23 protein-coding genes are annotated in these 25,581 nt (G+C 53.3%); 15 read left to right on the top strand and 8 right to left on the bottom strand.

Going from position 1 to position 25,581, the window contains the following annotated elements; translation table 11 throughout:
* Positions 1-4 precede the first annotated feature (4 nt).
* The 7 genes from J7619_RS00350 (at position 5) to J7619_RS00320 (ending at position 8,068) form a co-directional block, all read left to right on the top strand.
* Positions 5-1,819: a RagB/SusD family nutrient uptake outer membrane protein gene (locus J7619_RS00350; RefSeq protein WP_291192752.1), complete on the top strand. Its 1,815-nt coding sequence runs from the start codon at positions 5-7 to the stop codon at positions 1,817-1,819.
* 23 nt (positions 1,820-1,842) lie between these two features.
* Positions 1,843-2,895, top strand: a complete 1,053-nt coding sequence (locus J7619_RS00345; RefSeq protein WP_291192750.1) for a glycoside hydrolase family 43 protein — start codon at positions 1,843-1,845, stop codon at positions 2,893-2,895.
* Between the two features lie 106 nt (positions 2,896-3,001).
* Positions 3,002-4,090: a Gfo/Idh/MocA family protein gene (locus J7619_RS00340; protein WP_291192748.1), complete on the top strand. Its 1,089-nt coding sequence runs from the start codon at positions 3,002-3,004 to the stop codon at positions 4,088-4,090.
* Between the two features lie 2 nt (positions 4,091-4,092).
* Positions 4,093-5,154, top strand: a complete 1,062-nt coding sequence (locus tag J7619_RS00335; protein ID WP_291192746.1) for an endo-1,4-beta-xylanase — start codon at positions 4,093-4,095, stop codon at positions 5,152-5,154.
* 817 nt (positions 5,155-5,971) lie between these two features.
* Positions 5,972-6,175 (top strand): hypothetical protein, encoded by a 204-nt coding sequence (locus J7619_RS00330; protein WP_291192744.1) that lies wholly within the window; start codon positions 5,972-5,974, stop codon positions 6,173-6,175.
* Positions 6,176-6,225: 50 nt separating this feature from the next.
* The gene (locus tag J7619_RS00325) at positions 6,226-6,636 is read left to right on the top strand and encodes a Dabb family protein (RefSeq protein WP_291192742.1); all 411 of its coding nucleotides are present in this window, start codon (positions 6,226-6,228) and stop codon (positions 6,634-6,636) included.
* Between the two features lie 205 nt (positions 6,637-6,841).
* The gene (locus J7619_RS00320) at positions 6,842-8,068 is read left to right on the top strand and encodes a hypothetical protein (RefSeq protein ID WP_291192740.1); all 1,227 of its coding nucleotides are present in this window, start codon (positions 6,842-6,844) and stop codon (positions 8,066-8,068) included.
* Between the two features lie 118 nt (positions 8,069-8,186).
* Here the strand turns inward: J7619_RS00320 and J7619_RS00315 are convergent, their stop codons facing one another.
* The 7 genes from J7619_RS00315 to J7619_RS00285 all read right to left on the bottom strand — a co-directional run bounded on the left by J7619_RS00315 (position 8,187) and on the right by J7619_RS00285 (position 14,988).
* Positions 8,187-9,920, bottom strand: coding sequence for a tetratricopeptide repeat protein (locus J7619_RS00315; protein WP_291192738.1), 1,734 nt, complete (start codon positions 9,918-9,920; stop codon positions 8,187-8,189).
* Between the two features lie 149 nt (positions 9,921-10,069).
* Positions 10,070-11,839: an NRDE family protein gene (locus J7619_RS00310; protein WP_291192736.1), complete on the bottom strand. Its 1,770-nt coding sequence runs from the start codon at positions 11,837-11,839 to the stop codon at positions 10,070-10,072.
* Complete coding sequence (locus J7619_RS00305) at positions 11,827-12,324, bottom strand: hypothetical protein (protein ID WP_291192734.1); 498 nt, start codon at positions 12,322-12,324, stop codon at positions 11,827-11,829. The genes J7619_RS00310 and J7619_RS00305 overlap by 13 nt, the downstream gene beginning before the upstream one ends.
* A 62-nt stretch (positions 12,325-12,386) precedes the next feature.
* The gene (locus J7619_RS00300; protein WP_291192731.1) at positions 12,387-12,782 is read right to left on the bottom strand and encodes a DoxX family protein; all 396 of its coding nucleotides are present in this window, start codon (positions 12,780-12,782) and stop codon (positions 12,387-12,389) included.
* Positions 12,782-13,222, bottom strand: coding sequence for a YHS domain-containing (seleno)protein (locus J7619_RS00295; protein WP_291192729.1), 441 nt, complete (start codon positions 13,220-13,222; stop codon positions 12,782-12,784). The genes J7619_RS00300 and J7619_RS00295 overlap by 1 nt, the downstream gene beginning before the upstream one ends.
* 15 nt (positions 13,223-13,237) lie before the next feature.
* Positions 13,238-13,705, bottom strand: coding sequence for a YHS domain-containing (seleno)protein (locus J7619_RS00290; RefSeq protein WP_291192727.1), 468 nt, complete (start codon positions 13,703-13,705; stop codon positions 13,238-13,240).
* Positions 13,702-14,988 (bottom strand): spondin domain-containing protein, encoded by a 1,287-nt coding sequence (locus tag J7619_RS00285; protein WP_291192725.1) that lies wholly within the window; start codon positions 14,986-14,988, stop codon positions 13,702-13,704. The genes J7619_RS00290 and J7619_RS00285 overlap by 4 nt, the downstream gene beginning before the upstream one ends.
* 138 nt (positions 14,989-15,126) lie before the next feature.
* Between J7619_RS00285 and J7619_RS00280 the strand changes: the two genes are divergently transcribed.
* The 8 genes from J7619_RS00280 to J7619_RS00245 all read left to right on the top strand — a co-directional run bounded on the left by J7619_RS00280 (position 15,127) and on the right by J7619_RS00245 (position 24,747).
* A complete protein-coding gene (locus tag J7619_RS00280; RefSeq protein ID WP_291192723.1) occupies positions 15,127-15,831 on the top strand; it encodes a response regulator transcription factor in 705 nt (234 codons plus the stop codon).
* Between the two features lies 1 nt (position 15,832).
* Positions 15,833-17,299, top strand: coding sequence for a HAMP domain-containing sensor histidine kinase (locus tag J7619_RS00275; RefSeq protein ID WP_291192721.1), 1,467 nt, complete (start codon positions 15,833-15,835; stop codon positions 17,297-17,299).
* 156 nt (positions 17,300-17,455) lie between these two features.
* The gene (locus J7619_RS00270) at positions 17,456-19,303 is read left to right on the top strand and encodes a chloride channel protein (RefSeq protein WP_291192719.1); all 1,848 of its coding nucleotides are present in this window, start codon (positions 17,456-17,458) and stop codon (positions 19,301-19,303) included.
* 69 nt (positions 19,304-19,372) lie between these two features.
* Positions 19,373-19,948: a hypothetical protein gene (locus J7619_RS00265; RefSeq protein ID WP_291192717.1), complete on the top strand. Its 576-nt coding sequence runs from the start codon at positions 19,373-19,375 to the stop codon at positions 19,946-19,948.
* Positions 19,949-22,078 carry a cation:proton antiporter gene (locus J7619_RS00260; RefSeq protein ID WP_291192714.1) on the top strand — a complete coding sequence of 710 codons (2,130 nt, stop codon included), beginning with the start codon at positions 19,949-19,951 and terminating at the stop codon, positions 22,076-22,078.
* A gap of 109 nt (positions 22,079-22,187) precedes the next feature.
* Entirely contained in the window at positions 22,188-23,159 is a 972-nt protein-coding gene (locus J7619_RS00255) for an aldo/keto reductase (RefSeq protein ID WP_291192712.1), read from the top strand.
* 121 nt (positions 23,160-23,280) lie between these two features.
* A complete protein-coding gene (locus J7619_RS00250) occupies positions 23,281-24,012 on the top strand; it encodes an AraC family transcriptional regulator (protein ID WP_291192710.1) in 732 nt (243 codons plus the stop codon).
* A 135-nt stretch (positions 24,013-24,147) separates the two neighbouring features.
* Positions 24,148-24,747, top strand: a complete 600-nt coding sequence (locus J7619_RS00245; RefSeq protein WP_291192709.1) for a dihydrofolate reductase family protein — start codon at positions 24,148-24,150, stop codon at positions 24,745-24,747.
* Between the two features lie 45 nt (positions 24,748-24,792).
* Here J7619_RS00245 and J7619_RS00240 read toward each other — a convergent pair whose 3' ends face one another.
* Positions 24,793-25,368 carry a collagen-like protein gene (locus J7619_RS00240; RefSeq protein WP_291192707.1) on the bottom strand — a complete coding sequence of 192 codons (576 nt, stop codon included), beginning with the start codon at positions 25,366-25,368 and terminating at the stop codon, positions 24,793-24,795.
* Positions 25,369-25,581 lie beyond the last annotated feature (213 nt).

The raw sequence follows: 25,581 nt of genomic DNA, 5'->3' as shown, positions 1-25,581 counted from the left end.
GACTATGAAATCCATCAAAATATTCATCACCGCCGGTATGGTCGCATTGCTGAGCTCCGGTTGTGAAAAAGTACTCGAAGAACATCCGCAATCCCAGATCGTTCCTTCCTATTTCAATAGCCCCTCGGGCGTACTCGGCGGCATTGCCGGGGTGTACAACGACATCCGCAGCCAGTGGGGCACAGAGGGCTTCACCGTGGAAATGCAGGCGGGAACCGACGAATTTATTCAGGGCCTTAGCGCCGGTACCCCCATTCCTTATACTTACAACGGGTTGAACGGCAGTAACTTCGGTTCGGCATGGGGTGTTGCCTTCCAGGATATCAATACTTTGAACGGTGTGCTGCAATACGGCCAGACCATCGACCTGCCCGAAGCTACGCGCAAGCAATACCTCGCGCAGGCCAAGTTCCTGCGGGCATTCTGGTATTTCTACCTTGTACAAACCTGGGGTGACGTGCCTTTGCATACCGAATTTATTACCGTACCCTCGCAGGCTGCATCGCGGCAGCCGGCGGCGCAGGTGTATGAGTTGATTATTAAAGATTTAACGGAAGCTGCGGCCGATCTGCCCAACCAGCCTACCGCGCCATTTCTGGGTAAAGCGGCCACCAAGCCCGTGGCGCTGTTCCTGCTGGCAAAAGTACATCTCACCCGCGGCTGGCTGAATAACACCGCGGCTGATTTTACCAAAGCGGCGACGTTGTGCGACGAGATCATCGCAAGCAAATCCGCCTATGGGCTGGATCTGTGGCAGGACTATGGCGACGCATTCGTGCCGGCCAATGACTATGGAAAAGAGACGATGTTTGTGAGCGACCACGTGCTTGATCCCAAATACGGCTATTACAGCGTGGGCGGAGCGGCCGGCGGCGGTGCGGCGCAGAATCTGAGCCCCTGGTTTACGAATTGGAATTACCCCAACAACAGCGGTATCAATTCCTTCAAGAATGCTTCGGGAGGGTTTGTCAACAGCGGTACCTCGGGCATGATCCGTGACTCGTACTATGGTCGTCCGTATATCCGTATGCGCCCCAATTCCGACAAATGGCCTACCGGTCCGCACGCGGGCAAGAACTATTTCCTCGATCAGGCATTTACCCACCGGGATATTGATTCGCGCTTTGCCAGCTCCTTTTATACCGTTTATATTTCCAATACTTCCATTACGAATACGGCCACTACGCCCAACAACAGCCGCGGGATCGGCTACACGACCGTCGTAGGGTCGGATACCGCCGTATGGCTACCCGATTACGAGGTGCCCGGTGCGCCGCAATTTGTCGGTACCAGGCCGTTCAAGGGCATTGTGGTGCCGCCGAGCCTGTGGAACAACGGTATTTTCCCTGCATTGAAAAAATTCATGGACCCCAGCCGTGGCGCCAATTTCAACGACCCATCTACCCGTCCGTGCGTTTTGTACCGGTTTTCTGACGTGTATATGACCGGTGCGGAGGCGTATTTCAAAGCCGGCGACGCCGCCAAAGCCGCGAGCCTGCTCAACGTCGTGCGTCAGCGCGCGGCATACCGCAAGAGCAATACCACCGCGCAGAATGCCACAGCCGCCGCAGCGATGACCATCACAGCCGCCGATGTTACCCTGGATTTTATCCTCGACGAGCGTAGCCGGGAGTTTTTCGGTGAATGGCAGCGCTGGCACGACCTCGTACGTACACGCTCGCTCGTGCGCCGCATGCAGGAGTGGAACCAGGAAGCAGCGCCTTATGTGAAGGATTTCAATATGCTGAGGCCAATTCCTCAGTCGCAGATCGATAGAGTAGTGGACGGTCCTGCTTTTCCACAAAACTCCGGATATTAAACCTCATTAACCTGTCTACTTATATGACCCGCAGCTTTTTATCAGTCGGATTGATGGCCCTCGCGGCGATCGGCGGCGTTGGCCTGGAAACGGGCCTTTGCCAGCAAGCGCCCATCAAGCCGTTGATCAGCGACCTGTTCACCGCCGATCCGTCCGCACATGTATTCAATGGCAAGATCTACATTTATCCTTCCCACGACATCGAGGCCAATGTGCCGCAGGACGATGAAGGCGGGCATTTCAATATGCGCGACTACCACGTGTATTCGATGGACCATATCGGGGGTAAAGTGACCGACCATGGGGTGGTACTAGACCTGAAAGACATTCCCTGGGCAGGGCGGCAGCTGTGGGCGCCCGATGCCGCATTCAAAAACGGGACTTACTATCTGTATTTTCCTGTCAAAGATAAAGAGGACGTTTTCCGTATCGGTGTAGCCACTTCGAAGTCACCCGCAGGGCCATTCAAGGCAGAGCCGAAGCCTATTCCGGGCAGTTACAGCATCGATCCGGCCGTTTTTACCGATACCGACGGACAAGCCTATATGTACTTCGGGGGGATCTGGGGCGGGCAGCTGCAACGCTGGCATTCGGGGAAATATGATAAGTCTCTTTCCACCGACCTTGGCAAAGGCCACGATCAGGAACCCGCATTGAGCGCCAAAGTAGCTAAAATGAGCGGCGACATGCTTACCTTCTCCGAAACGCCCCGCGATGTGCAGATACTGGACGAGCACGGCAAGCCACTCCTCGGCGGCGATCATGACCGCCGGTTTTTCGAGGGGGCCTGGATGCATAAGTTCAATGGGAAATACTACTTTTCGTATTCCACCGGCGACACGCATCTCCTCTGTTATGCCGAAAGCGCCTCACCTTACGGGCCGTTTACCTACAAAGGAGTGATTATGAAACCGGTAGAGGGCTGGACGACGCACCATTCCATTGTAGAGTTCAAAGGGAAATGGTACATTTTTTACCATGATTCCACGCTTTCAGGGAAAACACACCTGCGTAACGTGAAGGTACGCGAGCTCGTGCGCGACGCAAATGGCGCAATCGTCCCGATCGTGCCCTGAAATAGTACAAGATATTTTGGTAAACATACGCCGGTGCCGCCTTTTAAAGGCTGTGCCGGCGCATTCGTAACGGACATTTCATTCAAAGCATTTAATCATCGAAGCTATGCAAATCGAAAGACGTGATTTTTTATCGACATTAACCCTGGCAGGCGCGGCTACCTTGTTTTCTGGCAACCCGCTGATCGCCGCCACTTCGCCGAAAAAGGACAAGCTCGGCATCGCTCTCGTGGGCCTGGGTTATTACAGCACCGACTTGCTGGCCCCCGCGCTGCAACTGACGGAAAAATGCTACCTCGCAGGTATCGTTACCGGCACACCTTCCAAAGCCGAGGCGTGGAAAGCCAAATACAATATCCCGGACAAGAATATTTACAACTACCAGAACTTCGACCAGATTGCTAAAAACCCCGATATCGACATCGTTTACGTGGTTTTGCCCCCGTCGATGCACCGCGAATACGTGGTTCGGGCTGCGAAAGCGGGCAAGCACGTGTTTTGCGAGAAACCCATGGCACCGTCCGTGGCCGACTGCGAGGCGATGATCGCGGCCTGCAAAAGCAACAAGGTGAAACTGGCCATTGGTTATCGCTGCCAGCACGACCCGAATATCCAGGCTTTCATGAAAGTAGCGAAAGAGCAGAAGTTCGGAAAAGTGAAGATGATCAATAGTGCCGCGGGGTATTTCGACGCCCGCACCGACCATTGGAAGCAGAAAAAGGCGCTTGGTGGCGGCTGTATGGGCGACATGGGCGTGTATGCATTGCAGGGCGCGCGCCTGGCCACGGGCGAGGAGCCTGTCAGCGTGATCGCGCAGGCATCGACGACCCGCCCCGATATTTATAAGGAAGTAGAAGAAACGATGATGTTCATGCTCGATTTTCCAAGCGGGGCGAAGGCGGCGTGCCAGACCAGTTTTGGCATTAATATGAATTATCTGCAAGTGAACTACGAAAAGGGCTGGCTGAAAATGGAGCCGCAGTCGGGTTACAACGGGAACAAGGGTAGCATGTCGGACGGGACGATCATTAATTTCCCTATCAAAAGCCAGCAGGCCAAGCAAATGGACGAGGACTGCCTGGCCATTATAAACAACACCGATCTGATTGCCCCGGGCGAAGAAGGACTGCGGGATATCCGTGTGGTGGAGGCGATTTATAAATCGGTGGCTACGGGTAAGAGCGTGAAAATATAGTTATGCAAAAAATCCCCTTGTTTCTGGCCGGTTGGCTGGCATGCACCGGTGCATTGGCCCAGCAGAAATCCTTAAAGGACGCCTACGTAGACTACTTTCCGGTCGGCGTGGCGGTGGCCCCGAGAAATCTCTCGGGCCCGGAGGCGGAGCTGATCGTGAAGCAATTCAGCAGCATTACGCCTGAAAACGCGATGAAAATGGGCCCGATCCACCCCGAGCCCGACCGTTATGCCTGGGAAGCGCCCGATGCGATCGTTGCATTTGCGCAAAAGAATGGCATGAAGGTGCGCGGCCATACGCTCTGCTGGCATAACCAGGCGCCGCAGTGGTTTTTTACCGATGCCTCGGGCAAGCAGGTAACGCGCGAGGTGCTGCTCGAACGTTTGAAACAGCATATTACCGATGTGGTAGGCCGTTACAAAGGCCGGATTTACGCCTGGGATGTCGTGAACGAGGCGGTACCTGATACAGGGACGGGCATTTATCGACCATCCAGATTTTATGAAATTGTCGGCGAGGATTATATTGAAAAAGCGTTCGAATACGCGCATGCCGCGGATCCGGCCGCAAAGCTTTTTTATAATGACTACAATACCGAGAGCCGCGCCAAACGGGAGAAGATTTACCAGCTGCTCAAGAAACTGAAAGAGAAAAACGTTCCCGTCCACGGTGTGGGTTTACAAGGGCACTGGTCTGTGTATGAGCCTTCTGAGAGCGAATTGCAGGAGTCGATCAGCCGGTTTGCAAGCCTGGGGCTGGCGGTACAGATCACGGAGCTGGATGTATCCGTGCACGTGAAGGAACACGGCCGGCGTGAGCGGACCGAGGCCGATAATGCACCAGTGGCCCCCGAGGCATTTGCCCGCCAGGGCGGACAGTACGAAATGCTTTTCAGGACGTTTCGCAAAAACCGCGGCGTACTCACCGGCGTTACTTTCTGGAACGTGTCGGACAAAACGACCTGGCTGGATAATTTTCCGGTTCGCGGCAGGAAGGACTATCCGCTGCTATTCGATGAAAAGCTCCAGCCGAAGGCGTTCTTCAACAAAATCGTCGATTTCTGAATGCATTTAACCCAATAACCGCGCAAAATGGTTTTCCAGAAAGCTCCGCATACCGTTGCGGAGCTTTTCTGCCGTGCCCGATGATATCGACAATTTCCTTGTGTGAGATGAAATGGGTGTTCACCGGAAGCTTGCGCAGAAGCCCGCCCACGTGCACGTGGACGAACACCGGCAGCGACTTTTTCCCGTTTACAGGCAGTTCTGTCCGGGCTCGCACCCCAGCGATGGGTTGATGGCGATTCGGGCTTCGTGAATATCCCTTAATCTATCGTAATTGTCAAGGAGCGTTGATCAACTTTATAGCCGTTGTATTATTGACCACGCTTACAATGTTAGGGCCATATGACAAGGTAACTGGTGGAAATTCGGTGTTGAATTGCATGGTTACTAATTTTTGGGCGGTCCTTGTTTCCCCGATCGCCATATCAAATGCAACAGGATTTGCCGCGGAAGAACCGGGAGGGGACCATCCACCCGGGCCGATAAGATCATCCCAAAGCGGAGGATGTGGCGGATAGGCGGAACCTATGCGCTACTAAAAACTACCAAAGAACAAGGCACGATGTCCGAAACCGTAAACGAATAACAGCAACAGACACGCCCATACAAGCACAGATATTATAAAGATCCAAAGGGCTAATCGAAATAAAATACGTATGTATTTCATGGATGTCTTGACTTCTTTCAGGAGAATGCTTCGTCTGTCGCACTATTTACAGTAAATATTTTGAAATTTTCTGCATGAAAATAATCTCCCCTTGAACGGTATCGGGAGCGTTCGCCTTACTTTGGTGATTTATATTTTAACCCTGATAATATGCCCTTCATCAAACGACCCCACCGTTTTTTTAAGGTGTTCATAGTATTGGCCACGTTCCTGCAAGTCGTGTATGCGCTTCTGTTGGTATTTAATGTCTACCAGGTTATTTCGGCGTCGGCTTCGGACCTGTTGCCGGGATGGTGGAAGTCAATAGTTATTATCTATCCACCCGGCGAGAATCCGGCGCTGAAAACGGCTTAATTTGCTTCAAATAGGCTATTTTTGTCCTTCATTATATCTCAACATTTACTATGACAAATTCTTCCCGTCGTAAATTTATTGCAGGCTCGGTTTCTCTCGCCGCGGGCGCTGCGGCATCCGTGGCCGCGCCGGTTACTCCTGCGAAAAGCAAAACCCCGTTGGTGCACCACGTATTTTTCTGGCTTAAAAACCCTGGCTCGGTAGCCGACCGTGACCGGATCATCGAAGGCTTGAAAACATTGCGGAAGATCGAGGCGATCAAGGAACTCCGTATCGGGGTGGTGGCCAGCACGGAGAAACGGGATGTCGTGGACAATAGCTGGGCAGTATCCGAGCTGATGTTTTTCGAGGACCTCGCAGGCCAGGCGACCTATCAGGATCATCCGATCCACCAAAAATTCATCAAGGATTGCAGCCATCTGTGGGACAAGGTAATCGTATATGACGCGATGGATGTTTAGTTTTTAGGAGGAAGGAGGAAGGAGGAAGGAGGAAGGGGAAGTTCTCAATACCTGACAATACCTGACTCCATCCTCCTTTCCTCCATCCTCCCTTCCATAGCGCCGAACATTTATTTTGACTTCATACAACGATTGATGTCACCCTTAGCCTCTTTATCCTGGCGCTGCTTCATGCGCGGCTACGGGTTCACATTTAAGCTAATCGATGCGTCAACTTTTTCGTGCATTAATGCTGCTGGCGGCATTGCCCATTCGATCCTTCGCTCAGGACACCGCTTCCGTCACATTTACGGAGGAGAATAGCCCAGTGGTGGAGCAGCGGTTTATCGACCGCTATGAAAATGTTTTCATGACCAAAGTCCCTACCCGGAAGATGTTCAAGCTGGGGTATCTGGCAACGACTTACAATGGGCTCGGGTTCAATGCGGCATTTGAATACAAGGTGTTGCCGGCGTTGTCGCTGGAAGTGGCGCTCACCGGCCGGACCAACCGTACCGGAAACGCCGTCACATTGGAGCGGTTCGAGCGGCAATTCAGCGGAAACAATCTGTTTGCCAGCATAGGCAGCCGGTGGTATTTTGAAATGAACAAGCGGATAGCACGACAGCAAAGTGCCAACAATTTCAGCGGAAGTTACCTGGGAATCTCCTACGAGCGATCGCTGGCGGCCATTCTGAGCAACCGCCCAAGGGAGCTTTTCAGCATTACATACGGGTTTCAAAGTCGTTTTCTCGCCAATGGCTTTCTCGACTTTTCGCTGGGCCTCTATTACGCCAGTCCATATTTGTTTATGTGGGATCGGGGTTACCTGCCGTCGCGTGGCTTCCAAGCGCAAAACGCCGTCATTGCATCGCGTGCCCTGCTTGGCCTTGCGTTCGGCGATTGGAGGCGAAATAATAAGGAGCCATTATGCGACGTCCTGCATTGCGACTATTTGGTGAAGCAGCATTTCAAAATCCGGTTGCCGGAGGTGAATATCGGGTTGGAAGCTCAGTCGCTCCGTGCGGAAGCGGGTTATGAGCGAAAACTGGGTAAGAGCCCGTTGTCGGTCAATCTGAGCATTGGTAGCGAAATGAACCTCTCTTCTTGGGAGACTAGATCGTCCATTACCGCCGTCGGTGAGGCGCAGATTCGCTGGTATTACCTGCAAAAGAACCAGGTGAGGAAGGGCAAAGCCTCGGACAATCTGTCGGGGTTATACCTGGGGCCGCGATTCGCGTATAACTATGATCGGATCGTTTTTAGAGGGAGAAACCCTTTCAACACCTGGAATGCTGCTGCCGGTATTCTGGCTGGTTATCAGCAGCGTCTGTTCAATAGGCTTTATTTCGACGCCGCAATTGGCTATTCGGGTAACAGTATGAGGAAAAGCATTTTTAAGGTTAGCTACTGCGAATTGCAGGCCAAGGCGGGAATCGGCTTTGCGCTTTGACATTTCAATACAATCCAGAACATAATGCAGTCGCCCGACTTGTAATAGGTTCTCAGATACGTTGCCATAAATTGGCCGGAATAATCGATGGTAATTACAACCGACTTCTTTGTTTTGGCTAATCCGCGATGCTCGACGACGAGGCGATCTTGATATCGGCATGTTGCCAGGCCTTATCAAAATCGGATTTAACCGTCTGTGCTTCGCTGTTATTATTCTGCTGCACCAGGGCATTATGGAGCCCGATCAGCGCCCAGCCATTTTTTCGCCAGGTGCGTAAATCCTGGCGGTAGGTATGTTCCGCCTCGGCGTTCTTCCCGGCTTTGAGCAATACAGCCCCCAGGTGATGGCGCACGGAGAAAAACCAGTCGGGCGGCTCATTGTAGTTGAGGTTATCCTCGAGGGCGATGGCTTCCCCGAGCAGGGCCGCCGATTTGTCGAGCTGGTTTTGTTGCGCGGCGATACCGGCCGACAATACCTTGGAGGCGATTTGTACGAGATCCACCGAAGTATTGATGTTCCATACCGTGATGTCTTTCAACGTCGTGTCGGAGGCCAATGCGGTGAGCGACTTCATTTCTTCCTGTGCATGCGGCAGGTCGTGCTTGCCCAGGAAGGCCATTCCCCTCGCATAATGCCATATAGCCCGTGGATAAATCAGGTCCTTGCCCGGGGCAGGTTCGGTCAGAAGGGTATCCCACATCGAAAACTTCACGGCGATGTAATAGGGAATGGTATAATAATGCTGAAGCGTGCCCCACCCGGGTTGCCGCATTACCTCTTTCGCGGAGTAATGCTGTACTTTCCGCGCGGCAAGCCAGGCCAGGTCGGAATTGCCTTCCAGGGTGGCGGTAGCTGCCAGGAAATGGTAATTGTGCGGGAAATAGGCGAGCGGGTAGGCGCCTTGTGCGTGACAGGTGGTGATGTAATTGCTATCGGCCCCGACAGCGCTTATATTGGAAAGCGAGCCCAGGTGGTAATCACCGGTGAGGATGTAAATATGCGATGGCATGTGGAGCAGGTGGCCTGCGCCCGGAACCAGCGAATCGAGCAAGGCTGCCGACGCCATCGCTTTTTCGGGCGTAGCGGAGGCCTCCAGTGCGTGTATGTAGAGGTGGTGCGCGCCCGGGTGCCGCGGGTTCTTTTTCAACAGGCCTTCCAGCACAGCCACCAGCGCGGGTGTCCAGGATTTGGCTGCTTTCGTTTTTTTATCATATAAGTCCCATGGGTGCAGGTCCATCTGCGCCTCCGCGTACAACGCCCCGATGTCGGGATCGGTAGGGAACTGGTTGTATACTTTTTTCATGGCCGCCGCGAACGCGATATCCAGCGGTGCCCTGTTGGCAGGGGGGACCTCGCTGTACCGAGTGGTCAGTGCGTCTATGAGTGCTTTTTCTTTGGGGGTACATCGGGCAGCCAGTTGTTGCGCTTTTTTAGTGGCCGCCCAGGCCCGCTGAAAGTTGTCCGGTTCCATTCCGGCATTGTAATTAGGGCCCAGCACGTAGGCATAACCCCAATAGGCCATCGCGCAGGTCGAATCGAGCCGGGTGGCCTGGTAAAACGACCGGGCAGCCTCGGCGTGATTAAAACCGTACGAGAGCATCATCCCCTGGTTAAAATAGGCCTGCGCCTCCGGGCTGGAAGTCGAAATTTTGAAATCGATGCCCTGCAAACCGTCGAGCAAGGGCGCTTTTTTGCCTGAACTATACCATTCGGCGTCCGTGGTTTTGGGATTGTAGCAAACCGTAATCCGCCCGGTGCTGTCGGACGCGGGCTTTTCAGCTTCCTGCTTCTTTTTGAAGCACGAAGAAAGAAGGATAATTAATGCGAGGTAACAATGGCCGTGCTTCATGAGCGTAGAAGTTTGAGTCACAGATCACATGAAAGGAAAGTAACCCGCGGGTGCGGTGTGTACAAATATAGGAAATATCGTGCTGGCAATGAGCGTGTTGTGGGGTTCTTAGTAAACGGTCAAAGTGGTGTTTTTATAAAATATGCTTCTCAACCCTTCCTCATCAGCGCCACATGCCTGTGGTGTTCCCGGATCATTTTTAGTCCGTCTGCGAAAGTCATCGGCGGCGCACCATTGCGCATATTAGCCATGCTGATTTCGCGGAGGATTTTCCAATGCCGGTAGATTTCCTTCCAGGCGAAGAAAAGGGAATGTTCCGGGTCGTAAATATGCGTGGGCTCGCTGACAGCGCCATTGAGTTCGATGATCGAAAAATGCCTTCCTGCTTCCAGTTCTGCCCAGCTTTTGAAACGGATATCCAGCCTTCCGTAATAGAAGCCGGGAATAGCGCTGCATACCTGGTCGATCGCCTGCGTGAGCGCAGGGGTAATGCGATGGCTGAGGTCCGTGAATTTAGCACCGCGGCTGTGGTTGCCGTAAGGCACAAGGCCGACCTCTTCGCCGTCCGCAGGAACTGATCTTATCCGGTCTCCGAGGGATGCACGGAGGGCGGGGAGTTGTAAAATAGCCCGGTCGTCCCGCATGATCAGGGTCAGGATGTCCGACTCTCCGTCGCCGGTAACGCCTAAAAGCGCTTTGCCGACAATTCCTGAGACGTGCCCGTTTGGTTCTCCGGGCATGCGGTGATAGAATATGCCTGCTTCATGCGGGTAGTCGATGTAGGGCTGCAAGAGGAAGTCGACCTGGCTGGACCGGCGATAATCTTCGAGGTCGGCTTCGGTTTTCAAAAGCTTTACCTGCACGCCGCGTTCACCGATATCCGGTTTGGCGATCAACGGGAATTTCAAGCGGGCGCTATTCAACAGCGATTGCACTTTTTCCCTCGAAATACCCACTTCACATAACAAGGTTTCGGGGAAAGAGCCCACAGGCATTAGTGCGTAAATCCTGCTTTTACGCTCTCCCGCAAAGCCAGCATAGCGCATGGAGGGGTTGGCTGCGCCGAAGAACCAAACCGATCGGGCCTTCATGCCCAGCCACAGCCATAACGGTACCATAGGCAGGTATACGCATTCCAACGGCCAGTACTCCCAGTGCCGCGCACGGATCAGGAACCGCCGGGCTCTCGGGAGGATATTGTCGAATGAGGCATGCTTACGATAGGCAGGTTGGGTCACGGATGTAGTTCCGGTCCGAAGGTCGTGGTAGTGCATAGCGGGCTCTGCGCTGCTCAGGTCGATGGAGGTAACGCTCACCGTGGCCATGGCGCCGCGCTGTGCATTAAAACTGTGGCCGGCATCGAACCGTACATCCTTCCCGAGGTGAAAATTCAGGATACTTTCCTCGTTCACGTCGGCCTGGCGATACCATTGTTGTAGCTTCTCCGACCGCATTTGTTGCGCTTCCTGGCTGTATAATGTAGCGGAAGCCCAGATATGCGGTTGACGCGCGTCGAGTTCGCTCCGGTGCTTGCGGCTACCGTCCCAGGTGCAGCGAAACAACCTGCAGTCCGTGAACAGGATCAGTGTAAAGGGTTCGATTCCCTCGAAAGAAATTGTTTCAAAACAACGGACGGGCGAATCGGCTTCTACGATTTCCAGCATCACCAACCCACGGCTGCGGCGGTACGACGGCTTGCGCTCGTGGTTGGCAAAACCTCCGTTGAGCAACACCGCAGCGTCGCGCCGGCCTTTCAATGCGATCCAGGTGCCTCCGGCGTGCGCGTCTTTCGGGTAGGTGAGCGTGCCGCCTGTATAGCGGGTTACGGGTGGCTCCGCGGGCGCACGATCGATATGTTCATCCCTGTTGGAAGTCAGGAACGCCCCCTTTTCGGTCGGGATGTAGGTTACGGTGCACATTGCGCCTGGCGGTATCGGATGGTGGAACTGGCTACGCCGAAACTATCGGGCAGTTGCAGGGCTGTGAGGGCACGAACGCCGATTTTCATCAATGCCATGTGGTGCACCGTATGTTCGAGGTTGTAAACCAGTTCCCGTTCGTAGTTGGTGGAAACCTGGAAGCCGGCCTCGGCGGTGGTCGTCAGGTACAGTACTTTATTTTCTTTGCCGAGCGTAGCCGCAATGCTGCGCAGCCAGGTGAGGGCCAGCGCCCGCTCTTGCTCAATGGCCTTATCCCGGCGCCTGGCGTCGTAATGGACATCACCCGTCCGGTAGCCACGGTCGAGTTCAATGAAAAATTCGATTACGTGGCGGACATGCCCGCCCAGGGAGGCACCCGAAAGTACCGGCAGGCTGCGCCTGTATTGCTCGTCGGACAGCGCATCCAGCATGGCGCCAATTTGTACCAGCGTGGCTTCGATCGATTTTGTTAGTTGCCTGTTCATGTCGTTCGTTTTGGGATAGGGGACAAAACAATGCCCGTTTTGGGGGAGATTTGGTTTACGTGTTAATCGCGGGATTTCATCCCCGAAATGCTGCTGCGGTGCCAGAACACGAGCACCAGACAAGTAATCAGAACGATTACTGCCATAACAAACAGCTTGCCCGAGTCGTTTTGCACCACGATCCCCAGGCGCGTGAGATGCATGAAGACAGCCCCGGTCATCACGCCGATGCCGATCAGTGCGCCGTAGGCAGTGGTACGTGGAATGAGGATCAGTATGGATGCGATCAGCTCCAATACGCCCACGAATATACGTCCCCAGGGCTCCATCCCGACAGTCGAAAAGATGTACACCGATTCCGGCGCTGCGGAAAATTTGAAATAGAGGGTCTGCAACATAATAATTGCTGCTACGAACCGCAGCAACCACGACCATTTTGGATGTGTTTGCGGTTTCATCACTGTTTGTCTTTGATCAATGGCCATTGTGTATCTGCTTTTTCGATGAATTCTTCCCTTTTTTTCGACCAGTTGTTTTTGACTTTCATATTGTAGTTGAAATACAATTTGTCGTTTACGATCGTCCAGGTTTCTGCTTCTGTGGGTGCTTTGTGGCCTTCGGAAGTTCCGTAGGCGCAGTAGCCGCCATATTGCGGCTCATATTTTTCGGGAGCCGCTTTGAACGCTTCCAGGTTGGCGCGACTGGCGAAAAGCCATTCCGCGTCCTTGTAACGGTAGCTCAGGCTATCGGCGCCTTCCGTCGGTCGCGCGTCTTTGAAAAACGCGACGACGTCATATCCTTGGATGGCTTTGCCTTTCGGCGCGAAAATTTCTGATTTCTGTGCAAATGTTGCCTGGCCTATCAGCAATAGCGCGGCAGCGAATAATACTTTGTTCATGAGTAATGCGGTTTTTTAAGGTACAAACTTCATCCAGTTGTGATCGGCCTGTGTTTTCAGACGCGCTTCATCCTGGTTCCAGCTTTTGAGCGTGTTATTGAAATATTTGTTATAAAAAAGATAGAGCTTGCCGTCCAGGACTTTGAACGTCTCCGGGTCGATCGCTACTTTTTCGCCTTTCTTGCCCATAGCGTATGCGCACCATCCGCCGAACTGCGGTTCGTAACGGGTCGGATTGCGTGTGAATTCCTCTTTGTTTTGCTTCGAAACAAAGCGGTAGGTAACGCCGTTGTAGTTGGCCGAAAGCTCCTTTTTGCCTTCGACGGCCTTGTTGATGGTGAAGTAGGCCACGGGATCGTAGCCCTGTATGGCAAGGCCGGACGATTCAAGATTGAACTGCTTTTTGCGTAGTTCGGGAGTCTGGGCGAAAGCGGTGCCTGCCAGTAACAGAAGGAGCAAAAGGACATGGATGTGTCTTTTCATTGTAATGTGACTTTGATGATGTTGCTGATCGCCGGAAGCGTCGTGAACTTGTTAGGATTGGGAACAGGTGCAATGGGCTTGCTCTCATTCAGCGGCGTGCCCGCCAGGTTGAATTGCGTAATGCCCGCGCCGGGGAATTGGTCGATGGCAGTACCATTATCGTATAACCCGACCGACCCCGAAACATCGCCGCTTGCATTGCCGTCGATATCGTTGCCGCTTGTCGCGAAGAACCAGTCATTGGAAAAGCCATACATGGTAGCGATGGCAATGCGATCACCCGAGGCCAGCGTGAGTGGCTGTGAAACTTTACTACCGGCATTACCACCGATTTTGGGCAATAATACAGTGCTGGCGGGTTCTTTCAGCACATACACATTTTTAATGCCAGCCTTTATTTTCAATGCGGCGGCGAGCACGTCGGCATTCCCTTTCTGCGCGAGTTCTTTCAGGCCCTCGCCCCGGTCGTTTTCACCCGGTTTGAAGAAAGGGTTTTCGCTGCCGTGATAAACGACCACCAGTACCGGCGAAAGGGGTGTGAAAATGCCGGTTTGCGAGGCAAGCCAAGTACTGAGCGGGGCATTGTCGCCAGCCTCGGCAATGCGCGTCAGGCCTTCGGTAGTGGCTTTTCCGTCCGAGTAGACAGGTTCGGGAAGCAGCAGGTTGCCGCCGGCAACATAGGAAATCGCCCATACACCCGGACTGAAAGGCGTTTCGTTTGCAGTTCCGCCCGACTGGTTTTTAATGGTGATGGTAAACATCGAGCTGCCGTCGTAAGCCAGCGAAACATTCATCAGCTGTGAAGCGGGCAGGAATGCGTGGCCGTAGTCGTCCATACCCGCTACCTCTTTGATATTGCGCGGCGTCGCTTCGGCTGTCCCCGGATGCGTCACGCTCATGCCCGGCGCCTGGTTTACGCGTGAGCCGTTGTCCCAGAGTTTGATCTGCGCGGAGACGTCGCCGGTAATGGGCGTGCCATTATCATCGTACAGCCTGATGCCCGGATTGGCGGGGGCAAAGAACAGGTCGTTGCTCCATCCGTACATGGTTGCGAAGGTGAGGCGCTGGTTTTTGGCCGCCGAAAATGAGAAGGAGACCGACTGACCGGGCAATATGACCGGCGGCGTGCCAGCCCCTTTGAATGTGCCTGATTGTACGAGCGGTTTGGCATCGAGTACGTTTTCGATGCCAAGGGTTTTGGCGGTTGGCTGCGGGTCGTGATCCTTCGTGCAGGCTCCGAAAATGAGGGCGGTCAGCGACAGCCCGAGCAGAGATTTGATCATGTCTGTTTCCGTTTTGAATGTCTGGATGATGCAAAGCAACGGATACGGTATCCCGGCGGCGTAACGGAATTATAACAAAAGTATCACAGCGGCATTCCGCGCTGTTTTATTTGTAAACTTTGCAGAAAATCAGCGGATATGGACACCAAAAATGTGTTGATCGTCGAGGACGATACCAACATTACCGAGTTGCTCTCAATCCATCTTTCAGACCTGGGATGCAAGGTGGTTTCGGAAAAAAACGGGCAGAACGGCCTCACGCGGGCGCAGGACGGAAATTTCGACCTCATCATACTCGACGTGATGCTGCCCGGCCTGAACGGCATGGAGATTTGCCGGAAAATCCGGCAGGGCGACCGGCAGACACCCATTATGATGCTCACCGCGCGCTCGGAGGAAATCGATAAGGTAATGGGCCTTGAAACCGGTGCCGACGATTACCTCACGAAGCCGTTCAGTGTGCGGGAGTTCATTGCGCGGGTGCGGGTGATATTCCGGAGAAGTGAGGAAAAGGCACGCTACGCAGCGCCGGCGCCCCAATTGATCCGTATTGCCGGACTGGAAATCGATATCGACAAGCGGAAGGTAATGCTGCGGGGCGAGCGGCTCGATTTATCGCCCCGAGAATTTGAACTGATCGTTTTGCTGGCGTCCAACCCGGGGAAAAGTTATAGCCGCAAGCAGTTGCTGAGCCTGGTGTGGGGGTATGATTTTGAAGGATATGAGCATACCGTCAATACGCATATCAACCGGTTGAGAGGAAAAATTGAAGCGGATGCTTCCAATCCTGTATTTGTACTAACCACCTGGGGCATCGGCTACCGGTTTAACGAAGATCTTTGAAATGTCAGTAAGAACCATCGGGGGGAACCTCCTCTTCTGGAAAATAAGCGGCGTGTTTGCAAGTCTGCTGATCATCCTGGGCATCATATTCGTCATGATCGCTTCCCGCTTTTCGAAGTCGTATTATATGACGGCCCATCAGCAGCTGTACGGAGGCATTGCCCAGCACCTGGCTACCTTTACCCGGCCTATTAAAAATGGTAAGCCGGATACCACCGTCACGCACGACATCATCCATTCTACCATGGTCGCGAACCCGAGCGTCGAGGTGTACCTGCTCGACACGCTCGGGAACATTACCGATTACGTGGTACCGCAGGCATCCGTGCAGATGAAGAAGGTCGACATGGCGAAAGTGCGGGAATGGCTGGCATCGGATACCGGCAAGCCGATGGGCGACAACCCGAAGCATCCGGGGGAATCCAGTATTTTCTCGGTGGCGCCGGTGCTGGAAAACGGCGTGAGGGTCGGGTATGTGTACGCCGTGCTCGCGAGCGAGACCCAGAAGCAGATTCTCGCCTCGCTGACCGACGACCTGAATTTCAGATTGGCCGCTTATATTTTCTTTGCGGCGTTGCTCGGGGCGTTTGTGGTGGGAATAGTTACGTTCTTTTTGATTACCGACAGCATTTGCAGCATTGCCGGGGTCGTGAAACGGTTTAAGGATGGCGACCACGCCGCCCGTGTACATGGTTACGCGACGGGGAACCTGGGCGTGCTCACTTCTACATTCAACGACATGGCCGACGTGATTGTCGACAATATCGAGAAAATTACAGCCACCGACCGGCTCCGGCAGGAGCTTATCGCCAACGTTTCGCATGATTTGCGGACACCGCTTTCAATCATGCAGGGGTACGTGGAAACAATGATGATCAAAAAGGACACGCTTTCGGAGCCTGAGAAAGAACGCTACCTGGCCATTGTCCAGGAAGGGACGCGGAAGCTCTCGGGGCTGGTGGACCAGCTGTTTCAGTATTCGAAGCTGGAAGCGAATGTGGTGTCGGTACAGAAAGAAGTGTTCCCGTTGGGCGAACTGGTTTCGGATATTCTCAGCTCCTACCAGCTGAAAGCGGATGAACGAGGTATCCGGCTCTTAATGGAAACTGTTCCCGCTTTGCCGCAAGTGTTTGCGGATATCGCGTTGACGGAACGGGTGTTCCAGAACCTGCTCGACAATGCGTTCAAATTCACTCCTGATGGCGGGCAGATTACCGTGCATCTCGCCGAGGCCGGCAGCGGTATCAAAATCCGGGTTGCCGATACCGGCGTGGGTATTGCGAAAGCTTATCAGGAACAGATTTTTGAGCGCTACAAGCAGGCGGAAATGTACCCGTCGGGGCAAAAGGGGACGGGCCTGGGCCTGGCGATCGTGCGAAGGATTCTCGAACTGCATCAAACGACCATTGAGGTGGTCAGCGATAGCGGAAAGGGCGCTGCTTTTGAATTTATCATGCACCGGGCATAGTGCCCTGCACAGTCCGGTCGATTTGCCTGACTATCGGTTGCCGCGCAAAGGTTGCCCCGCAAATCGTTGCCCCGCAAAGGTTGCCCCGCTCAGATTTTTACCTTTACTTTAACCGGCTAACCGGAGCGTATTGTAAAGGAGACCCAGCTGATTATTGTGAAACAGGCGACCATCAAGAAATTCCATTCATTCCTGAGATTCAAAAGGAGATTGACTACTTACAGTTTAAGGAAATTCAAGCTGTATGAAGTCATCATTTTTTGGCTTAAAAGTATCCTGACCAGGTCACAGTTTCTGATATTGTCGGGGATATTGGTCGGATGCAGTGCCGGGTTGGCCGGGGTAGTCCTGAAATCACTGGTGCATGCGATTCATCACCTCATCACGCACAAGGTACATTTCGAAACACAGATTTTCTTCTATGCCGTATTCCCCTTCCTGGGGATTGTGATCACCTCCCTTGTGGTGATCTTGTTCTTTGGCGGCAACGATCGCAAGGGTATACCGGCCATTTTGCACGAGATCGCGCAGAATTCCAGTATTGTCGCCCCGGTGAAAATGTATTCCCAGGTGGTGCAAAGTGCCATTACCGTGGGGCTCGGCGGTTCCGCGGGTCTGGAAAGCCCTATTGCGGTAACCGGTTCGGCGATCGGGTCCAATTTCGCGCAGACCTACAAGCTGGATTACCGGGAACGTACGTTGTTGCTCGCAGCGGGCGCCACTGCCGGGATCGCGTCCGCATTCAATGCACCGATTGCGGGGATGATGTTCGCCGTCGAAATACTGCTTACCGGGGTGGTATTCACCGACTTTATTCCGCTCGTACTCGCGGCTGTCTGCGGTAATGTGCTTTCCAGGATGTTGCTCAATGAGGAGACCCTCTTCCATTTCAGCAGCAGGCATCCGTTCAATTACCATAATCTGCCTTTTTACCTTGTGCTGGGTATTCTGTGCGGACTTTATGCACGGTACTTCGTGGTGATCGGGCATCAGGTGGAGCGATTTTTTGGCAGTCTGAAAGGCGGAAGGCTGCGGAAAGCCATGTTCGGGGGGGCGATGCTGTCGGTGCTTTGCGTGTTATATCCGCCATTGTTCGGGGAAGGTTACGAAACCGTCAAGGCGATGGTGAACGGGCAGGTAGGGGAGTTGATGGAAAATAGTTTTTTCGGTATTGTCGGTGGACAGCGGTGGGCGGTCGTCGTGTTCCTGGCGATTGTTTGCCTGCTGAAAGCCTTTGCGAGTTCCATTACCATTTTCAGCGGCGGTAACGGAGGGAATTTTGCGCCTTCGCTTTTTGCGGGCGGCACTCTCGGGTTTGTTTTCGCATTATCCTGCAACTTCATCGGTATTTCCGACGTGCCGGTGGCCAATCTGGTGCTGGTAGGAATGGCGGGTGTCATGAGCGGCGTGCTGTACGCGCCGCTGACGGCCATGTTCCTGATTGCCGAATCCAGCTCGGGGTATGACCTGTTTATTCCTTTGATGGTGGTGGGCGTGATATCATTCCTGATCTCCAAATGGTTTTCCGCCATTTCTCCCGATTTGCAAAGGCTTGCCGATGAAGGGAAAATATTCACCCGTGAGCATGACCGCAACCTGCTTTCTCAGCTCAACACGCTGGATTTCATCGACAGGGATGTGCCCGTTGTGGACATAGACCTGCCCTTTGAAAGCTTCGTACATGCGTTGCACGAAAACAGGCATGATCACCTGGCCGTCGTAGACCGGCAGGGGATTTTTCGTGGCATCATCCTCGTAAAGGAACTGTATCCCTATCTGTTTACGGCGGAAGCTGAGGCCGGTTTGTCGGTGATGTCATTCTTGCGCCAGCCCCCGGCGACTGTTGCGGAAACCGAACCGGTTGCCCGGATCGTCACCCAATTTGATCAAACCGGTGCCTGGCATTTGCCGGTTGTTGATACCCAGGGCCGTTACGTAGGTTTTATCGCGAAATCGAGGTTGCTCGACCGCTATCGTAGCCTCCTCCAAGCGCATTCGGGTTGATTTTGCCTTTGTTTAAAAGAATACTTTTTTAAATTGCCAGCCCTGTATTTCCCACCTGAACCACGAGTTATGGCATTTTACAGATACCTTCTTACTACGCTTACTGCCCTGACCCTGTTAGGGGGCTGCCAGGATAAGGAAAGAGCACATGAGCTCGACGTGCGCGAGCAGAGCATACTTGCGCGGGAGAAAGAGTTTGCCATTAAGGAGGCTGACTACCAGTCGCTTTTGCGCATGCGCGACAGCCTGCTTACGCGGAAGGATACGGCCGTCGTGATCCAGCGCTGGCCCGATGATATTGCCGGACTTTGGGCAGGTAAGTCGGTTTGCCGGGAGTCGAATTGCAGCGAGTATGTAATAGGCGACCTGCGTTCCAACACCTGGGAGTTTGTAAGCGACTCCACCGGTCTTTACACGCGCGTAATCAACAACAACAAGGTTGTGCGGGTATTTTCCGCGAGGTACGACAGCACCAGCATTCAGCTGCAATACACCAGTGATACGTCGGCTACGAAGAAGCTGGAACTGAACGTGGAGCTAACCCGCGACAACAAGAACCTGATCAAGGGCACGCAGACGACGGCCATCGACAAGTCGTGCACTGCGAAATTTTCCATTGAGCTAAACCGCCTAACCAACCGCTAGATGATGACGCTGCTCAACATCCACATCGGCAGTTTACCGATCGAAGACCCGGTATTGAAGTTCCTGCTCGAACTGATTATCATACTGAGCGCTCCGTTGCTGCTCAACAAGATCAAAGTCCCGCATTTGCTCGGCCTGCTCATTGCAGGTGCCGTGGTGGGACCCAACGGCCTTAACCTTCTGTCCCGCGACAGCAGCGTGGTGGTAACGGGCACGACAGGCCTGCTGTACATTATGTTCCTGGCCGGGCTTGAAATCGATATGGGCGATTTCAAGAAAAATATGGGTAAGAGCATCACATTCACCGTGTTTACATTTGCCGTACCCTTTATATTGGGATTGATAGGAGGTTATTATGTGCTGCATTTCTCGATGCTTACCTCGGTGCTGTTTGCCAGCCTTTTTTCTTCGCATACACTCATTGCCTACCCGCTCGTGAGCAAGATGGGCGTGGCCAAAAACCTTTCCGTGAATATCACGGTCGGCGGAACGATGCTGACCGACGTACTTTCACTGCTGGTACTGGCCGTGGTGGTCGGGATGACCCAGGGAGAGGTAAATAGTGCATTCTGGCTCCGGCTGGGACTTTCAGTGGCGGCATTCAGCCTCACGGTATTGTTCGTGTTTCCCATCATCGGAAGATGGTTTTTCAAGAAGGTCGATGACAAAATATCCCAATACATATTTGTGCTGGTGATGATTTACCTTGCGGCCGTGCTGGCGGAGTTGGCAGGTATCGAGGCGATTATCGGCGCTTTTTTTGCAGGTCTTGCGCTCAACCGGCTTATCCCCCATACCTCTGCGCTCATGAACCGCGTAGAATTTGTAGGTAATGCCATTTTCATTCCATTCTTCCTGATCAGCGTGGGCATGCTCATCGATTTTACGGTGTTTTTCAAAAGCCTGGAAACCCTGGGTGTTGCCGCAGTGATGCTGGTAGCCTCCATCGGCGGGAAGTACCTGGCGGCCGTATTTACGCAAAAGACGTTCAGGCTGACGAAGGATGAAGGGATGATCATTTTCGGACTGAGTTCGGCTTCGGCGGCGGCGACACTGGCGGCTGTTATGGTCGGTTATAACATCATTCTATCGGAGACCGAGAGTGGCGAACCGGTGCGTTTGCTGAGCGAACACGTACTCAACGGCAGTATCCTGCTGATACTGATTTCCTGTACCATTTCGTCGTTCGTATCCATGTCGAGCGCTGCCAGGATCGCGGAGGCCGATAACGAGGCTACGGCGTCGGGTACGAGTCCGGAAGCTGAAAACATCCTGATCGCCGTCAATTATGAAGATGCGGTAGAGAAGTCGGTGAACCTTGGTTTGCTTATTAAAGCCGGACATAACAAAAACCGGCTCTTTGCATTGAATGTGATCAACGACGAGAAAAACGAGTCGTCCGTCAGAAATGCCGAAAAGACACTCCACACGGCCGTAACGCTGGCTGCGGCGGCCGACGTGCAGGTCCAGCCGCTTACCCGCTACGATAGCGATGTACCTACCGGCATCAGCAATGTGATCAAAGAGCAAAAAATAACGGACCTGATCATCGCTTTGCAGCCAGGGAAAGGCCTGAGGCCATCGTTCGTTTACAACCTTACGAACGGTTATTTGCAAAATGAAAATGTGAATACGTTGATCTACCACGCGGCCCAGCCGATTTCTACCATTAAAAAGTACATTGTCCTGATCCCGCCCAAAGCGGACAAGGAGCCGGGCTTTTTTCATGCGCTGCTGCGGGTATGGAACATCGGGAAGTCGTCGGGTTCGGAAATGGCTTTTTATGCCAGCGCTCCGATTATCGGCATTATCGAAAGGGTAGCAGGCAAGTCCGCTATCGAATTATCACTTCATACGATCGATTACTGGGGAGAGGCCGAACAGGCCGCCACCTCGATCGCGGCCGATGAGGGGCTTATCTTGTTCATGGCCAAACGCGGAATGGCCTCGTTTTTCCCGCGAATGGGCCAGATGCCTGATTTTCTGAATCAGTATGCGCTGGAAAATAACTTTTTGCTGATCTATCCATTCTCACAACAAAATGCGGACGAAACCGAAAAGCGGTCAGTGAGCAACCACGACGATTTTGTGGCGATTGGCCGGATGATCGGCAAGATGTTCCCGGGGTAGGGCCGATGGGTTTCGTTGAGCCATACAAGCAAGTAATTTGAGCCGTGGAGGAAATCTGCCGCGGGCGTGCAGTCGTCATCTTTGTGTTGTTAAAATTCAACATAAAAAGATGACGACTATAACCAAAATGAATCTCGGCCTGAACGGGCCGCTCGTTTCCAAACTCGGATTAGGCTGTATGCGCATGTCGCCTGTATGGGGCAGCAAAGGTCAGGGCGAATCTGAAAGTATCGCTACCATTCACGCAGCGCTGGATAATGGCATTAACTTTTTGAATACCGGCGATTTTTACGGCGCCGGGCATAACGAATTGCTGGTAGGGAAGGCCATCAAAGGCCGTCGTGACGATGCATTTATCAGCGTCAAGTTTGGCGCTATTTTTTACAATAACCAATGGCTGGGACTAGACCTGCGTCCGGCCGCGATTAAAAACTTCATCAATTATTCGTTGGTGCGCCTGGGCATCGATACCATCGACCTCTACCAGCCATGCAGGCTCGATGGCAGCGTTCCGGTGGAGGAGGTGATCGGCACCGTTGCCGACCTGATCACCGAAGGGAAAGTGCGGTACCTGGGCGTATCCGAAATCACCGCAGAGCAGCTGCGTAAAGCCCACAGTGTACATCCGGTAACCGCATTGGAAATAGGCTATTCGCTCGCCGACCGACAAATTGAGCAGGATTTGCTGCCCACAGCCAGGGAGCTGGGGGTCGGCGTGGTGGCATTTGCCAATACCGCCGAGGGATTGCTTACCGGCGACATGAAAGCCCCGCTTCCGGAGGGTAGCTACCAGCACCATTTCCCGCGTTTTCAGGGAGAGAACCTGATCAAAAATCTTGCTACTGCCGAGCTGTTGAAGCAAATGGCAGTGGAGAAGGGGTACACGCCTACGCAGTTGGCGATCGCCTGGGTGAATGCGCAGGGCGACCACATTATGCCGCTGGTAAGCATGAGCCGTCGTGCACGACTTCCGGAAAACATGGATGCGATGCAAATCCGGTTCACCGCCGCGGAAATGGACCTGCTCAACACGCATTTTGCGCCCGGGGCAATCGTGGGCGGTACGTATCTTCAACGCTAGCAGGGGACTTTGAACCCCGCTTTTTTAATATCTTTACAACGTGACCAATCCAACTGAAATACTGCCTGGCGTTATTTTTTACTCCTATCACTCGAAACAGAGGAAGGACAAAATAGCTTTTATGGAGCACAATACGCTGGTATTGCAGGTCTCCGGGCGGTTTTCATTGGAAACCGCCACGCAGAAGATCGCAATGGGTGCCGGCGAAATGCTGCTGATCCAAAAGAACCAGCTGGGGGAAATCACCAAGACACCCCTCGAAGGCGAGGACTATCAAACCGTAGTGATATGCCTGCACGAAGACATGCTGAGGACCATAGCGCTGGAAGAGCAGGTCGAGACAGGGTATAAATATACCGGGCCGCCGAACGTCCTTGTGCCTGTCAACGATTTTTTGCGGGCGTTCTTCCAGTCGGTGATCCCGTACGTGCGCGATCCGGATGCGACGCTAACCGAGCGGCTTGGTACGCTCAAAGTAAAGGAAGCGGTGCATTTGCTGCTGCACGCCATGCCGGAGCTGGAAGAAATGCTGTTCGATTTTTCGGAACCTTATAAAATGGACCTGGAAAAGTTCATGCTCAGCAATTTTCACTACAATGTCTCCGTCGAAAAGTTTGCGAGGCTCACAGGGAGAAGCCTGGCGGGTTTTAAGCGGGATTTTCAAAGGATATTCGGCATGGCGCCGCGACATTGGCTGCAAGAAAGAAGGCTCGCAGAAGCGCGGCACCTCATCGAATCGAAGCATAAAAAGCCGTCGGCGATCTACCTCGACCTGGGATTTGAAAGCCTTTCGCATTTCTCCCATTCATTCAAGAAGAAGTTCGGAAAGGCACCTACCGAGTGGGTGGTGTAGGCCGTGGGCGCGCATGACGAGTACTTGTGCGCGATCGACCCCTTCTTTTGGCAGGTTCGCACCCGCATTGGCAGTGAATGACCGTGTACTTTTGTTGTGTCACAATTTAACTGAAAACACAAAAAGAAAAAGGACATGGGAAAGATCATCGCTATTACCCAACTTTCAATTGACGGCGTCATGCAGGCGCCCGGCGGACCGGATGAAGATCCGACCAGCGGGTTCACGCACGGAGGATGGTTCATGCATTACGGAGACGATCTGCTGCACAAAACCATTACTGAAATCATTTCGGGTGAGTTCGAAATGCTGTTAGGTCGCCGTACCTATGATATTTTTGCTTCCTACTGGCCCCTCCACGATGACGACCCGATCGGCAAAGCATTTAACAAAGCCAAGAAATACGTTGCGACAACCACCCATGACCATCTCGACTGGAACAACGCGCAGATCTTGCGGGATGTCGTAGCGGAAGTGGGCCGGTTGCGGGCAACGGAAGGCCCGGACATTCATGTTTGGGGCAGCAGCAATCTCCTGCAAACGCTGATTTCGGCAGGGCTCATCGACGAGCATCGGCTCTGGATCGCCCCGGTTGTGTTGGGCGGCGGAAAGCGATTGTTCGAAAACGGCGTGCCCGCGGGCGCTCTTTCACTGGTCGATTCCAAGGTCACGTCGACGGGCATGATGATCAATACCTACCGTCCGGCAGGGCCGCTGCCGGGAGAAGGGGCGTAATACTTTCGAGTACGTATAAGGATATCCGCACGTAACCGGGCCTGGCTAGTCAGTCAGGCCCAGTTGCTGTTTGACGAATGCATAGTTTTTAAGGTCGGCAATAGCGATACGCCCTTTTTTGTCGGACGGTATAATGATCCAGCGGAATTCGAGGTCGAAATCGATGGGGGTAAGCCTGGGCTTGTAGTAGGTGACATCGAAGTTGATTGTCCCGGTCTGGTTTTGGACCTGCATGAAAAAGCCGAGCGTCAGTTCTTCGTTGGCAGATGGTAAGGAAAATACCACATTCGGCCGGCCGTCGTTGCGGTAATAGGCCATCACGAGCGCGCTGTCGAGGATTGCCTGGGTAATGCGGGTGTCCGGATGCGTGACCATGAAATACGTGGAATCCTCACGCTGCCAGGCTGTATGGGACACTTTGACCCAGGGAGATACGATGACATTTGCCGCTCCGGCAGGTCCGGCCGGGCCCTGTGCGCCATTTGGGCCGGGTACTCCCTGCGGGCCCTGTGCGCCAGCCGGACCGACGTCGCCATCCGGGCCTTTACAGGCGATTATTGATGTGATTAGCAAGAGTATCCAAAGGCAGGTTCTGCCGGAGAACGGTATCGTTTTCATCATGATTTCGAGGTGAGAAGGGGACGGGCAAACGTTTCAAAAACGCATCGGTAAACACCAAGATTTACCACCTCACTTTCCCGCTCCAATCGGGAAGAGAGTACAGATAGAGGCTATGCTTCAGATAGTTGTAACTGTCTGATAATTAGGGTTTAATAAGGGTAAATATATTGAATTTAATTTGGATATATAAAGAATAAATAGCAATTTTTCTAT

The sequence above is a fragment of the Dyadobacter sp. genome, from assembly GCF_017744695.1.
Classification (GTDB): Bacteria; Bacteroidota; Bacteroidia; order Cytophagales; family Spirosomataceae; genus Dyadobacter.
The sequence above is the reverse complement of the archived record's forward strand: the minus strand, read 5'-3'. Positions and strand labels throughout refer to the sequence as shown.